Source organism: Dyella sp. (genome assembly GCF_036384435.1).
Lineage (GTDB): Bacteria > Pseudomonadota > Gammaproteobacteria > Xanthomonadales > Rhodanobacteraceae > GSA-30.
The window spans coordinates 42,058-55,954 of the sequence record NZ_DASVMI010000170.1; the positions used below are offsets into that span (position 1 = coordinate 42,058).

General features: G+C 61.9%; 12 protein-coding genes and 1 pseudogene. 9 read left to right on the top strand and 4 right to left on the bottom strand.

The genetic code is table 11. The features are described 5' to 3' along the window. The first annotated feature begins 50 nt into the window (after positions 1 to 50). Positions 51 to 844 (top strand): annotated as a pseudogene (locus VF436_RS18010) (CoA pyrophosphatase). Beyond that, positions 841 to 1,689: a sulfurtransferase gene (locus tag VF436_RS18015; protein WP_330905423.1), complete on the top strand. Its 849-nt coding sequence runs from the start codon at positions 841 to 843 to the stop codon at positions 1,687 to 1,689. The pseudogene VF436_RS18010 and the gene VF436_RS18015 overlap by 4 nt, the downstream one beginning before the upstream one ends. Positions 1,690 to 2,264: 575 nt before the next feature. Here the strand turns inward: VF436_RS18015 and VF436_RS18020 are convergent. The 4 genes from VF436_RS18020 to uvrA all read right to left on the bottom strand — a co-directional run bounded on the left by VF436_RS18020 (position 2,265) and on the right by uvrA (position 8,042). Then, positions 2,265 to 3,020, bottom strand: coding sequence for an enoyl-CoA hydratase/isomerase family protein (locus VF436_RS18020; RefSeq protein ID WP_330905424.1), 756 nt, complete (start codon positions 3,018 to 3,020; stop codon positions 2,265 to 2,267). A 141-nt stretch (positions 3,021 to 3,161) separates the two neighbouring features. Further along, a complete protein-coding gene (locus tag VF436_RS18025; RefSeq protein ID WP_330905425.1) occupies positions 3,162 to 4,628 on the bottom strand; it encodes a DUF4139 domain-containing protein in 1,467 nt (488 codons plus the stop codon). A 106-nt stretch (positions 4,629 to 4,734) separates the two neighbouring features. Further along, the gene (locus tag VF436_RS18030; RefSeq protein ID WP_330905426.1) at positions 4,735 to 5,169 is read right to left on the bottom strand and encodes a thioesterase family protein; all 435 of its coding nucleotides are present in this window, start codon (positions 5,167 to 5,169) and stop codon (positions 4,735 to 4,737) included. Continuing rightward, on the bottom strand, positions 5,166 to 8,042 hold the full coding sequence (gene uvrA / locus VF436_RS18035; protein WP_330905427.1) for an excinuclease ABC subunit UvrA: 2,877 nt from the start codon (positions 8,040 to 8,042) through the stop codon (positions 5,166 to 5,168). Before uvrA ends, VF436_RS18030 begins: the two co-directional genes overlap by 4 nt. A 74-nt stretch (positions 8,043 to 8,116) precedes the next feature. Between uvrA and VF436_RS18040 the strand changes: the two genes are divergently transcribed. The 7 genes from VF436_RS18040 to VF436_RS18070 form a co-directional block, all read left to right on the top strand. Further along, positions 8,117 to 8,821 (top strand): DUF2059 domain-containing protein, encoded by a 705-nt coding sequence (locus tag VF436_RS18040; RefSeq protein WP_330905428.1) that lies wholly within the window; start codon positions 8,117 to 8,119, stop codon positions 8,819 to 8,821. A gap of 135 nt (positions 8,822 to 8,956) precedes the next feature. Then, complete coding sequence (gene rplU / locus VF436_RS18045) at positions 8,957 to 9,271, top strand: 50S ribosomal protein L21 (protein WP_330905429.1); 315 nt, start codon at positions 8,957 to 8,959, stop codon at positions 9,269 to 9,271. A 24-nt stretch (positions 9,272 to 9,295) separates the two neighbouring features. Beyond that, positions 9,296 to 9,553, top strand: coding sequence for a 50S ribosomal protein L27 (gene rpmA, locus VF436_RS18050; RefSeq protein WP_330905430.1), 258 nt, complete (start codon positions 9,296 to 9,298; stop codon positions 9,551 to 9,553). 198 nt (positions 9,554 to 9,751) lie between these two features. Then, positions 9,752 to 10,831, top strand: coding sequence for an Obg family GTPase CgtA (gene cgtA, locus VF436_RS18055; RefSeq protein WP_330905431.1), 1,080 nt, complete (start codon positions 9,752 to 9,754; stop codon positions 10,829 to 10,831). Beyond that, complete coding sequence (locus VF436_RS18060) at positions 10,831 to 12,312, top strand: DUF3375 domain-containing protein (RefSeq protein WP_330905432.1); 1,482 nt, start codon at positions 10,831 to 10,833, stop codon at positions 12,310 to 12,312. The genes cgtA and VF436_RS18060 overlap by 1 nt, the downstream gene beginning before the upstream one ends. Then, entirely contained in the window at positions 12,299 to 12,973 is a 675-nt protein-coding gene (locus VF436_RS18065; RefSeq protein WP_414649878.1) for a DUF4194 domain-containing protein, read from the top strand. Before VF436_RS18060 ends, VF436_RS18065 begins: the two co-directional genes overlap by 14 nt. Positions 12,974 to 13,053: 80 nt before the next feature. Then, on the top strand, positions 13,054 to 13,897 hold an 844-nt coding region (locus VF436_RS18070; RefSeq protein ID WP_330905433.1), incomplete at its 3' end, for an ATP-binding protein.

A 13,897-nucleotide genomic window follows, 5' to 3' on the forward strand; every position in this document is an offset into this window, starting at 1 on the left:
GCGTGCGGCCGGCCCCCAAAAGCCCCGTCCTCGGCTAAAATAGCCGCCTCATGCCCATCGACTCCGTTCCCGCCTCCTCGCCGCTTTCCAGTCCATGCATCGGCATTTGTCGCCTCGACGCACGCGGTTACTGCGAAGGGTGCCTGCGTACGGGGGATGAGATTGCGCGTTGGCGAGGTATGGCCGAGGCTGAGCGCCTGCATTACATGCGCGAGATCCTGCCTGCACGGCAGGCATCGTGATGGCACTGGACTGGTCCGAGCTGCAAAGCGTATTGCTGCCTCTCTCGCAACCTCCTGCCGGGCCGGGCTGGAATCATGCCGAAATGGCCGACCTGCTCGGTACGGGCGAACGTCGGCCCGCTGCGGTATTGGTTGGTTTTCGCGAGGGGCCGGAACCCCGCTTGATTCTCACGGTACGCACTGACACGTTACAGTCCCATGCCGGGCAGGTGGCTTTTCCGGGCGGCAGCACGGACCCGGATGATGCCGATGCCGTAGCGACGGCACTGCGTGAGGCGCAAGAGGAAATCGGATTGGACCCGGTCCATGTCACGCCCATCGGCTATCTCGACGGGTTCGAGACGATCAGTGGCTTTCGTGTCACGCCGGTGGTTGCCAGAGTGGCACAGACAGCGCCGCTCTATGCGGCACCCGATGAAGTGGCCGAGATTTTTGAAGTGCCGCTGACCTTTTTCCTTGATCCGGCCAACCTGCGGCGTTACACGATGGATTTTCGTGGTCATCGCCGTGCGATGGTCGAATTCGTCCATGGTGGCTATCGCATCTGGGGAGCCACCGCGGCAATGCTGCTCAACCTGCTGACGAGGCTTGGACACGCATGACTGTACACACCACGCTGATTTCCGTCGCCGAGCTGGCTGCGCTTGCGCCAGATCAGGTACTGATCGTCGATTGCCGCACCGACCTTGCCGATCGCGGCAAGAGTGCAGCGCTCTATCACGAAAGCCACATCCCAGGTGCGGTGCTGGCCAGCCTGGAGGATGACCTCTCCGACCTGGCGCGTATGGCTGAAGGACTGGGACGTCACCCTTTGCCGACGGAAGATGCTTTCAGCGCCTTGTTGTCACGCTGGGGCTGGCACCCAGGATTACAGGTCGTCGCATACGACGGTGCCGGTGGCGCACTGGCCGCATCACGCCTGTGGTGGATGCTGCGCCTGGTCGGGATACGCGAAGCAGCGGTGCTCAACGGCGGCTGGCAAGCATGGATTGCTGCGGGCAAGCCTGTAGATACGGCCGCCCCGCTGCGCCTGCCAACGCAAGTTTCGATGCGCTATGACGCTTCACAGCTGTTGCTGGAGCATCGTGTCGATGCGCCGGGGTGCTTGCTGATCGACGCACGTGCCATGCCGCGTTTTCGTGGCGACATCGAGCCGCTTGATCCCGTTGCCGGCCATGTTCCCGGTGCACGCAATCGCCCCTACGTCGAAAACCTCGATGAGCAAGGACAATTCAAGTCCTCAGACACCTTGCGCGCTGCCTTCGAGCAAGTGCTCGATGGTCATGCGCCTGCTGAAGTCGTGCACATGTGTGGGTCTGGCGTGACTGCCTGCCATAACTTGTTGGCGATGGAACACGCTGGCCTGCATGGGGCGCGCTTATATGCGCCGTCATGGAGCGGCTGGATCAGTGATCGTTCTCGTCCCGTGGCTCGCGGTGCTGAGTGACGAAGGTTTTCCACAACTGCTGTGGATGCGGTATGCATAAACCTGTGGACAAGCGCTATTTGTCGTTTTGCCTTCAAGCACTTGCTACGCATTGATTACGAATTGTCCATCTCATGACGCAGCCCTCGCGCAGGAGCGACTTCAGTCGCGAAGCAGTCTGTGGCTTGGCCGCAGACTGGGGCCCCAGATCTCCAAGCCGCAACCTTGTCGCGACTGAAGTGGCTCCTGCACCGTGCGATCGCGGCCTTCGATGGCGCGTGAAGGTTTTCCACAGCCGCTGTGGATGCGGTATGCGTAAACCTGTGGACAAGCGCTGTTTGTCGTTTTGCCTTCAAGCACTTGCTACGCATTGATCACGAATTGTCCATCTCATGATGCAACCCTCGCGCAGGAGCCACTTCAGTCGCGAAGCAGTCTGCGGCTTGGCCGCAGACTGGGGTTCCAGATCTCCAAGCCGCAACCTCGTCGCGACTGAAGTTGCTCACACCGTCATCAGCCATGTGATCAAGGCCTGCGTTGCTCAGGCCACGGCGCGGTCCACTCTCGCGCGTACTTTTCCTCGCGCGGGGAATTGTTCAACCTTTGCTCTTCAAGCGTGCCACCAGCGCTTGCAGCACGGCCTGCGTGTCGTCACGGAAGAAACCGTCGATGAAGTCATCCAGCGGTAACGCATCGACATCGGCATAGGCCGTAGAAAGATCTGCACGGGCGATGGCGCGAGTGGTCAGCATGGCGTGCGAGGGCAGGGCCAGCAGTTCGTTCAACCAGTGCAGTGCGCGAGGCACGACCTGATCCACGCCGGTCAGCTCGTCGACGAAGCCACAGCCCAGGGCCTGCTCCGAATCGATCATGGCGCCAGCAATCAACAGTCGCTCGGCACGGTAAGGGCCGACCACGCGTCGAAGGGCCATCTGGATGCACTCGGGCACGGATAGGCCCACTTGTACTTCGTTCAGGCCAATGCGAAACGGCCCATTGGCCATGACGCGATAGTCGCAGAACAAAGACAGCACGGCGCCACCAGCCGGGCTGTGGCCGGTAATGGCCGCGACCACTGGTATGGGCGAATTTGCCAGCCGAGCGCAGGCGGAGAAAAACGCACGCCAGTAGGTGCGTACCTGACTGCGATCACTACCGATCAGCGATGGTACATCGACGCCTGCGCTGAACATGCCCTGCGCCCCGGAAAGCAGCACGCCGCGAGCCCCATCGGCGACGGCCTGGTCGAAGGTGAGGCACAAGGTATCGAGCAGTTCCAGGCTCAGTGCGTTGACCGGTGGACGTGCCAGGTTGAGTTCGACGATGGCTTCGTGGCGAATGACGTTGAGCATGGGGAACCTGCCGTGGAGAGAGGCCGTCATTGGCCGACAAAATGGCGCCGGATGCAACAGGCGGCGCAACACATGAATGTTTGAAACGCTGGTCGCGGAGCCGATCCACGCCGTGAGTCAGGCATGGATCGGCGCATGGTGTCACTGCGGTTGCACGTCTGCCGACCAGTGGTAACGCACGGTGTATTCCAGTGTGGCGTTGCCGTTGGCCGGTACGTTCACGGCAAACTCCAGGACGTCGGGATTCTGCTTGCTCGGCTTGATCGAGGACGCGCTTACATTCCATTCGCGCCAGCGATTGGGATGCTCGCGTACAGTCACTACCCGGGCGCTGCTACTTGCATTGGAGAGGGTGATCTTGAATGACTCGTCCATCGTACGGCCGGCCTTGTCGACTGAGAACGCCGTGCGTTCGCGCTGCGGCGTGATGTCGAAGACATTCCCCAAGCGGATGGTCGCAGTCTGGCCCTTGGGCACATCCCCGATACGGGACTGGCCCACATATTGCGGCGCGCCGTGGCTATCGCCTGTCAATACGCGGATGTATCCGGCGGGCAGGTTGTCGAAGGCCTTGAATGACACGGAACTACTCACGACATTGCTGGTGGCGCCGCCGAAGCTGTTGGAGATGGCTGGTCGCTCGGTTTGCCAGGTGCTCCCGTTCTCGAACAATGCCGTGCGTTCACAGTCGATCGTACGCGTTGCATAAAGCGGTGATTGCGTGACGCTCCCATTGGGTAGGTCCACGGTGGCCGGCAGGCTGTACTGGCGATAATCGGCCATGCTCGATTGTTCCGGCATGGCATCGGCGACCGGCATGGGCGCGCGCGCGGCCTTGGCCATCATCATCACTGGACGTGGCCCGGACGAGGTTTCCAGGTTGGGCTCGCCGGCGATCAGGCTGAGTTTCACGTCGTTCCAGTCGCGACCGCTGCGATTGGCGATGCTGGCGCGCGACTCGAACTGGAGTTTGCAACTGCCCTCGCCTTGTAATGTGCCGATATAGGAAGCGCGCCAACCCAGTCCCGATGTCGGGTAACTGAGCACGGCGTCGGCCTGACCACTGCGTTGCGATTGCAGCTTGAGATTCAGGATTGCCCCGGCCGCGGTGTAATCACGGGCGTTGACCGTTTCCACATAGTTGTAGCCAGGGGCCCAAGCGACATGGCCGTCGTCTTTGCGAATCAACAAGCCGTCGCCCTGGGTGCCGATCAGCACGCCATCTTCGACGACTTGGCCCTGGCCACGCACGGTTACTCGTTTGCCGAGCATGCCCGAGAGCATCGCGTTTTCGCTCTGGTCCAGGCGCAATTGTTGTGAAAGCACCTTGGCCCCGTCGACATGGAGCGACAGGCCTTCCGTATCGAGAAATTGCGGCAGGCCCCCGATGCTTATGTCTTGCGTGCCGCTTTGCAGATCCAGCGTGCGCGGCTCGCGCGCGAGGGCGAAACCGGAACGTACGGCACCGCTGTTGCCAGCGTCGAACAGCGAGCTGTCATCGCTGCGATAAAGGGTCAGTTCGGTGTGATTGAGCTGGGCGGCACTGGCCTGACCGGCAAAAGCGGTGGCGCAGGCCAGGGGGAGCAGGGTGAAGGACAGTCGGCGCACGGGCGAACTCCTTGTCATGGGGAACCGGGTCGATCTTACCTATTCCGTATGAAGCTGCGGCATCCGTGCCACAGCCTGCTTTAACCCCATGCCGGGGGCTCGTGCGTTAGCCGCCGGTCGCGCGGACCACCGTGGGCAGCGGCGTGGATTTGCCGGTCTTGGGATTCATCCAGACCATCACTACACGACCATCGCAATAGACGCGCTCAGCATCGTCGGCATCGACGATGCGGTGACCGACCACCATGGAGGTATTACCCAGCTTTTCGCAGAACAACTGCACCGAAAGCTGCGCCGGCCACGCAATGGGACGACGATAGTTCAGCTCTGAAGCGGCCATGACCGGTGCACCTTCGTCGCTCATCCATTGCCCCGGCAGTTGCTGCAACCATTGCAGGCGGGCTTCCTCGAGATAGGTGAGGTAGTTGGAATTGTTGACATGATTGAACGCGTCAAGATCACGCCATCGCACGCTGATGCGAGCGTCGATCAGGGGAACGACAGGGGCGGCTATATTGGCCGTGGTAGCGTTGGAACTCATGCTTTTTTCTTCCGTGCCTGGGGCTTGGCCTGAGGTTTGGTTTGTTTGATCTTCAGATGCGGCGCCAGGAATCGGCCAGTGTGCGAATCCGGTGTCTGGGCTATGTCCTCGGGGGTGCCGGACATCAGGATGCGACCGCCACCCGCACCGCCTTCGGGGCCGAGGTCGACGATCCAGTCGGCGGTCTTGATCACGTCCAGGTTGTGTTCGATCACCACCACGGTGTTGCCCTGGTCGACCAATTGATGCAGTACGTCCAGCAATTGCTCGATGTCGTGGAAATGCAGGCCGGTGGTCGGCTCATCCAGGATGTAGAGCGTGCGGCCGGTATCGCGCTTGGACAGCTCCTTGGATAGCTTCACGCGCTGTGCTTCACCACCCGAAAGCGTGGTCGCACTCTGACCAAGCTTGATGTAGTCCAGGCCCACGGCCCGCAACGTTTCGAGTTTGCGGGCGATGGTCGGCACGTTCTCGAACAGCTTCAACGCATCTTCCACCGTCATGCCCAGCACGTCGGAGATGGTATGGCCCTTGTAGAGGATTTCCAGCGTTTCGCGGTTGTAGCGCTTGCCATGGCAGACGTCGCAAGGCACGTACACATCTGGCAGGAAATGCATTTCCACCTTGATCATGCCATCGCCTTCGCAGGCCTCACAGCGCCCGCCGCGCACATTGAAACTGAAGCGGCCGGCCGTGTAGCCGCGTGAACGCGCCTCCGGCACCTGGGCGAACAATTCACGCAGGGGCGTGAACAGGCCGGTATACGTGGCCGGGTTGGAGCGTGGCGTGCGGCCGATCGGCGACTGGTCGATGTCCACGACCTTGTCGAACAGGTCCAGGCCTTCGATGGATTTATACGGAGCCGGCTGCGCGCTGGCGCCATTGAGTTCGGCCGCGGCTAAGCGGAACAGGGTATCGTTGACCAGGGTGGATTTGCCTGAGCCGGAAACACCCGTCACGCAGGTGAACAGGCCAGCTGGAATGGCCAGGTCCACATTTTTGAGATTGTTGCCGCTGGCGCCCTTCAGCTGCAGCCAGGAGTCCTTGTCCTCCTGTTCGCGGCGTTCCGTGGGCACCTTGATCTCGCGCTTGCCTGACAGGTATTGGCCGGTGAGCGAGCGCGGAGAGGCCAGGACATCCTTGAGCGAGCCTTGTGCCACCACTTCGCCACCGTGCACACCGGCACCGGGGCCGATGTCCAGCACGTGGTCGGCGGCGCGAATGGCGTCCTCGTCGTGCTCGACCACGATGACCGTATTGCCCAGGTCGCGCAGGCGGGTGAGTGTACCGAGCAGGCGTTCGTTGTCGCGCTGGTGCAGACCGATAGACGGCTCATCGAGCACGTACATCACACCGACCAGGCCGGCGCCAATCTGCGAGGCCAGCCGAATGCGCTGCGCTTCGCCACCCGATAGCGTATCGGCCTGACGATCAAGCGTGAGGTAATTGAGCCCTACGTCGTTGAGGAAGGTCAGTCGCTCACGAATCTCCTTGACGATTTTTACCGCGATCTCGCCGCGCCAGCCGGCCAGCTTCAGTTTTTCGAAGAAGGCCAGTGCATCGTCGATGGAGCGCGAGGTGAGTGAGGGAATGGCTTGATCGGCGACGAACACGTTGCGCGCAGAGCGATTCAGGCGCTGGCCCTCGCATTCCGGACACGGATGGTCGCTGATGTACTTGGCCAACTCCTCGCGCACGGCAGGAGATTCGGTTTCCTTGTAGCGACGTTCGAGGTTCGGCAGGATGCCCTCAAAGGCATGTTCGCGCGTAACCTTGCCGCCACGCTCGGTGAGATAACGGAAGGCGATCTTGTCCTTGCCGCTACCGTACAGCACCGCTTGCTGCACCGGCTTGGGCAGCTTCTGCCAGGGTGTGTCGACGTCGAAGCCATAATGGTTGGCCAGCGACATGATCAACTGGAAGTAGTGTGCGTTGCGGCGATCCCAGCCGCGCACGGCGCCTCCGGCCAGCGACAGGTCCGGATGGCCTACCACGCGAGAGGGGTCGAAGATCTGCGTCACGCCCAGGCCATCGCAGGAAGGGCAGGCGCCGACCGGCGAATTGAACGAGAACAGGCGCGGCTCCAACTCCGGTAGCGAGTAATCGCAGACCGGGCAGGAGTAGCGCGAGGAAAGCAATTGCTCCGAGGCCTTGGCGTCGTCCATGTCCACCAGGATCGCCAATCCGTCACCCAGGCGAAGCGCGGTCTCGAACGATTCGGCCAGGCGCTGCTTGATATCGTCACGCGGGCGGAAGCGATCAATGACCGCTTCGATGGTGTGCTTCTGGCGCAATGTCAAAGGAGGCACAGCATCGAGGTCATGCACCACCCCGTCCACGCGGGCGCGCACGAAACCCTGCGCCCGCAGCTGTTCGAATACCTGCACATGCTCGCCCTTGCGCTCACGGATCACCGGCGCCAGCAGCATGAAGCGCTTTTCTGGATCCAGTGCCAGGGTCGAGTCGACCATCTGGCTGACTGTCTGGGCTTCCAGCGCAATGCCATGGTCCGGACAGCGCGGCGTGCCGACACGGGCGTACAGCAGGCGCAGGTAGTCGTAGACCTCGGTGATGGTTCCGACGGTCGAGCGAGGATTGTGCGAGGTGGATTTCTGCTCGATCGAGATGGCCGGGGATAGCCCCTCGATCGTATCCACGTCCGGCTTTTCCATCATGGACAGGAATTGCCGGGCATAGGCCGAAAGGGATTCGACATAACGCCGCTGGCCTTCGGCGTAGATCGTGTCGAAGGCCAGGGATGACTTGCCCGAGCCAGACAGGCCCGTGATCACGATCAACTTGTCGCGGGGCAGGTCCAGGTCGACATTCTTGAGGTTGTGCGTGCGCGCGCCGCGTATGCGGATCGTATCCATAACACCTTGAGGGATGACGGGGTCGAGGAAAAACTGCACTATACCAAACCACTCAGGTCAGTTATTGCGGCCGGGTGGCGGTCAGCGACGAGTTGCGGCTTAAATACCGGTTCGGCCAGATCGGGCCGCCGGTATGGCCTCGTACATGGGGCCGGATTCAAGAAGATCGAGGGAAGGCGATGAAAACACGTGGATGGTTAGCTGGATGCGCCGGACTTGCCCTGAGCTTCACTGCGGGACAGGCCATGGCCGCGCAAGCCGCTGACGCCAAGGTGCGCGAACTCATTGATGCGATCGGGGTCACCAAGACGCTGACCCAGATGAATAGCCAGATGGCTGGCATGATGCAGCAAAAATTGCCTTGTGTGCCAGCTAGTTACTGGCAGGGCTTCATTGATGCCAGCGGCACCGAGCAGCTCATCAGTCACATGGTGCCCATTTACCAGAAGCACTTCACCGCCGAGGATATCGACGGCTTGCTGAAGTTCTACAAGTCGCCGTTGGGTCAAAAAGTTGTGGTGGAGATGCCCCTGGTCGTGGCCGAGGCCGCCCAGTACAACCGGCAATGGGGCCAGGAGCGAGGCCTGCAGATGGTCGCGACGCTGAAGAAGCAGGGCACCATCGAGGCCAACGGCAAGTGCCCTGGCGCGGCCTCGACTGCTGCTGCCAGCCAGCCGGCCTCATCGTCATCGGTGCCCGCCTCGGCTTCGACGGCGGCGCCCGCGCCCGCGTCCAAGCCGGCGACAACCAAGTCGACCCGAAGGAAAAAGAAGCATTGAGGCGCCGTGATGGTCTCATCCGGGCACTGGTCAACATTTGACCAGTGCCCGGATGCCGGGCTAGAATCCGCAGTTCGCCTGGCCCAGAAGGCTTGAAGCGAAACCCAAGAGAATAACGACACAAGGGAAATTCCCATGAGCTATGCAGTCATCAAGACCGGTGGCAAGCAGTATCGCGTTCAGCAGGGCGATGTCCTGCGCGTGGAACTGCTGACCGCCGATGAAGGCGCCACCGTCAGCTTCGACCAGGTTCTCCTGGTGGGCTCGGGTGAGACGATCACCGTCGGTGCCCCGACCGTCGCCGGCGCCACCGTGAGCGCCACCGTGCGCAAGCACGGCCGCGCGGACAAGATCCGTATCGTCAAGTTCCGCCGCCGTAAGCATTACAAGAAGCAGCAGGGACACCGTCAGCATTTCACCGAAGTCGAGATCACGGGCATCAACGCCTGATCCGCCAATCTGGAGTAATCAGTCATGGCACATAAAAAAGGCGTAGGTTCGTCCCGCAACGGTCGCGATTCGAACCCGAAGTACCTCGGCGTCAAGATCTACGGTGGTCAGGCCATCGAAGCCGGCAATATCATCGTGCGTCAGCGTGGCACCAAGTTCCATGCCGGTACCGGCGTGGGCCTGGGTCGTGACCATACGCTGTTCGCGTTGGTCGACGGCACGGTCGAGTTCAAGACCCGTGGTGAAAAGAACCGCAAGTTCGTCAACGTTATCCCGGGTTGATCCCCAGGCCTCGTTGCAAACGAAGGCCCCGCTTCGGCGGGGCCTTTTCGTTTGCAGCCACAGGGACAAGGTATGGGTAATGAGGGCGCGCCGTTTTACGTTGCTGCGGCCATGCGCCCTCGCTACTGGTCCTTCTCCCCTTTAAGCTAGCGACATGGCGCTGCATCCCATGGCGCCCATCCATTTGGCAGTGCATTCATGAAATTCGTCGACGAAGCGATCATCAAAGTCCATGCCGGTGACGGCGGCAACGGCTGCATCAGCTTCCGTCGCGAGAAATTCATTCCGTTCGGCGGCCCCGATGGCGGCGATGGCGGCAGCGGCGGCTCTGTCTGGCTGGTGGCCGACGAGGGTCTCAATACGCTGATCGACTTTCGCCACCAGCGCAGCTTCAAGGCGCAGCGTGGCCAGAACGGCATGGGTAGCGACATGTACGGCAAGGGTGGCGAGGACACCACGATCCGCGTGCCGGTCGGTACCGTCGTGACCAATGTCGATACCGATGAAATGATCGGCGACCTCACCACGCACGGCCAGCGCCTGCTGGTGGCACAAGGTGGCAAGGGCGGCTTGGGTAATATCCATTTCAAGAGCTCGGTGAACCGGGCTCCGCGCAAATCCACCCCCGGTACGCCCGGCGAGGTGCGTGAATTGAAGATGGAGCTCAAGCTGCTGGCCGACGTGGGGCTGCTGGGCTTTCCCAATGCAGGCAAGTCCACGTTCATTCGTGCCGTCTCGGCGGCAACGCCGCGCGTGGCCGATTACCCTTTCACCACGCTGCATCCGAACCTGGGGGTGGTCAGCCTCGGCACCGACCAGAGCTTTGTGATCGCCGATATTCCGGGGCTGATCGAAGGCGCGGCCGACGGCGCGGGCCTGGGTATTCAGTTCTTGCGTCATGTCTCGCGCACTCGCCTGTTGCTGCACTTAGTGGATATCGCGCCGATCGACGGCACCGATCCGGTGGAGCAGGTCAAGGCCATCGAGCATGAACTGTCGAAGTTCGATCCAGAGCTGCTCGATCGCCCGCGCTGGCTGGTGATGAACAAGGCTGACGCACTGGTCGAAGACGAGCGTCAGGCGGTAACGCAAGACATCGTCGAACGCCTGGAATGGAAGGAACCCTGGTTCCTGGTTTCGGCGATCGCGCGCGAAAACACCATGGCCGTGTGCCAACAAGTGCAGCGATTCTTCGAATCGCAGCGCGACGTCAAAGAAGAGCGTACGGACATGCTGCCGGGCGACGTGCGTCTGCGCGGCGAGCCTTCGCAAGGCTGATGTCGCAGGCTGCGCTGCAAGGTCGGGTCGCGGGTTATCGCAGGCTGCGCGAGCAGCCGCTATGGCGGCTACTGGCTGCCGATCACGCCCCCGAACTGGTGGGATTGCTGCAAACCGTACTGCTGGAGGGCGATCGCAAGCTTCCCGGCTCCGTGTTGCACGAGCGTTTGCAGCAGCACCTGGATGCCATCAACGCTTCGGAGCTGCCACGTGAGTTGCCGCGCACGGCGCAAGCCTATGTGGCCCATTGGCTGTCACAGGGCTATCTTGAGCGACGCCTGCCCGAAGGCGCGCATGAGGAAGAATACGAGCTCTCCACACAAGCCATCCAGGCCATCCGCTTTATAGCCAGCCTGGAGGCGCCTCGCAGTGCGGCGACCGAAAGCCGTCTGTCGCTGGTCATCCAGCAGCTTGTGCAACTGGCCGAGCAGACCGAAAGCGACCCGGCCGCGCGCTTGTCTTCGCTGTATGCCGAACGGGACCGCATCGATGCTGAAATCGCTCGCGCCAGCACGGGCAAGGTTGCAGCCCTTGATGGCAAGCGAGCCCTGGAGCGTTCGCGCGAAATCATCCAGCTTGCCGACGAGCTTGCCGAGGATTTTCGTCGCGTGCGCGACGATTTCGAACGGCTGAACCGGGAGTTCCGCGAGCGCATCATTGACGATGAAGGTGAGCGCGGTGACTTGCTGGAGCGCCTGTTCGAAGGCGTGGATGTCATCGGCGAAAGCGAGGCCGGGCGAAGCTTCCAGGCATTCTGGCGGCTATTGAACGACGTCGAGCAGAGCGCGCAGCTTGATGCCGCACTCGAAGCGGTGCTTTCGCGCGGCTTTGCGCGCAAGCTGCAACGCCAGGAGCGCCAGTTCCTGCGCGGACTGACCGGCACGATGCTCGACCGTGGTGGCGACGTCAACGACGTGCTTCAGCATTTCGCGCGCAGCCTGCGCGGTTTCGTGCAGAACCGCGGTTACCTGGAGCAGCGGCGACTGAACCAGTTGCTCAAGCAAGCCCAGGCCGAAGCCTTACAGTTGCGCGACAGCGTGCATGCACAGCAACGCACACCCTATACCTTGCAGTTGACCACCAGTCGCCTGCGCTCGCTGGCGCAATGGCGCTTGCATGATCCGCGCAACGGCCAGATCGACGGCCGCATCACGCGCAGCGATGGCGCGTTGATTTCGCTCGACAGCGTCGGCGAACTGGTCGCGCAATCGGAAATAAACATTCGCGGTCTGCGCCGCGATCTCCATGACCTGCTTAGTGATCACAAGCAATTGTCGATTGGCCAGGTACTGAGCCACCGCCCTGCCGAACAGGGGCTGGGTAGCGTGATCGGGCTGCTGTCGCTCGCCACGCGGCACGGTGTCGTGGCCGATGACGGCCAGCACGAGGCGGTCAGCTGGCAGGGAGGCGACGGCCATCAGCGACATGCGCGCATTCCGCTGGTGTGGTTCCTGAAAGAGAAACGCCATGAATTTGCCTGAAGACGAAATGGATCCGCCGGCAGCCATCGAGGTGGCGCCGGTGGTCGAATCCCGGGGCAACGGCCTGTTCGAGGGCGACACCGGCCGCTTGCCGCTGGATGCGCGCCGCGTGCTGTGCCAGTTGCTCGCCGGACCCAGTGTCGATGCGGGACGCCACGGCCAGCTCTGGCCCGTATTACTGCGGCACGAGTCGGTGCTGCGCGCGCATCTTTGCGATCTGTTCTTGGAACTGGTGCTTGACCGCGAGGCTGGTGTGGCCTTCGTTCGCCAGGCCGATACCGGCGAACTCGATACGCCGGTGCTGCTGCGCACCTCGCCGCTGACCTTCCTTGATTCGGTGTTGCTGCTGCACTTGCGCCAGCAACTGGCGGAGGCCGATGCGCAAGGCTTGCGTGCCGTCGTCGAGGAAACCGTGTTGACCGATGTGCTCTCTGTCTACGAGAAAAGCGTGTCCACCGATCGCGCCGGCTTCGGCAAGCGTGTCACGCAGGCGATCGGCAAGATGAAGGAAAATCATATCCTGGTGAAGCTGCGGGGTGGTGAGGAGCGCTACGAAGTGTCGCCGGCACTCAAGCTGCTGTTCTCTGCTGAAGACGTGCAGGCGTTGACACGCGTGTATCGCGAACTGGGCGAGGATGGCACGGAAGAGGGCAGGCGATGAGTGCCGGACAAGAAAACATCAAACCGAAGAAGAACGCCAAGGCTGCCAAGACGGCCAAACCCGTCGCGCCATCGTTGTTCATGTCCGACCTGCCCAGTCCGCGAGACGAGCAGTTCCGCATGCGTCGATTGCAGGTCTTCAACTGGGGTACTTTCAGTGGCCTGGTCGAGGTTCCCATCGCCGAGAAGGGTTTTTTGTTCGTCGGGCGTTCTGGTTCGGGCAAATCCACGTTGCTCGATGCAATGTCCGCGTTGCTGGTGCCGCCGAATCTTGTCGATTTCAATGCAGCGGCGCGCGAAGCCGAGCGCAGCGGGCGCGATCGCAACCTCGCCTCGTACGTGCGTGGCGCCTGGGCCGACCAGCAGGATAGCGACTCCGGCACCATCGCCACGCAGTACCTGCGCAAGGGTTCGACCTGGACCGCGCTGGTGTTGGAGTACCGCAACAACCTTGGCGCCACGGTCTCGCTGGTTCGCCTGTTCTGGATCACCGGCAACGGTTCGTCGGCCGCCGACGTGCAGAAGCACTACATGGTGACCGAGCGTGCTTTCGACATCGCCACGGACATGGAAGGCTTCGATCTTGATCGCCGTCGCCTGAAGGCGCGGCTCGGCGAGGACGTCCATCATTTCGATACGTTTTCCGGATATGCCGAGCGCTTTCGCCGGCTGCTGGGCATCCAGAACGAGATGGCGCTCAAGCTGTTGCACAAGACCCAGTCTGCCAAGAACCTGGGCGACCTCAATCATTTCCTGCGCGGCTTCATGCTGGATGAACCGCAGACGTTCGCCGCGGCCGAGCGCCTGGTTGCCGACTTCGGTGAACTCGATGCCGCGCACAAGGCGGTGGTGATCGCGCGTGAGCAGGTTGCCACGCTGGCGCCCACGCGCGAGGCACATGAGGCCTTGATGCGGCTACGCCGCA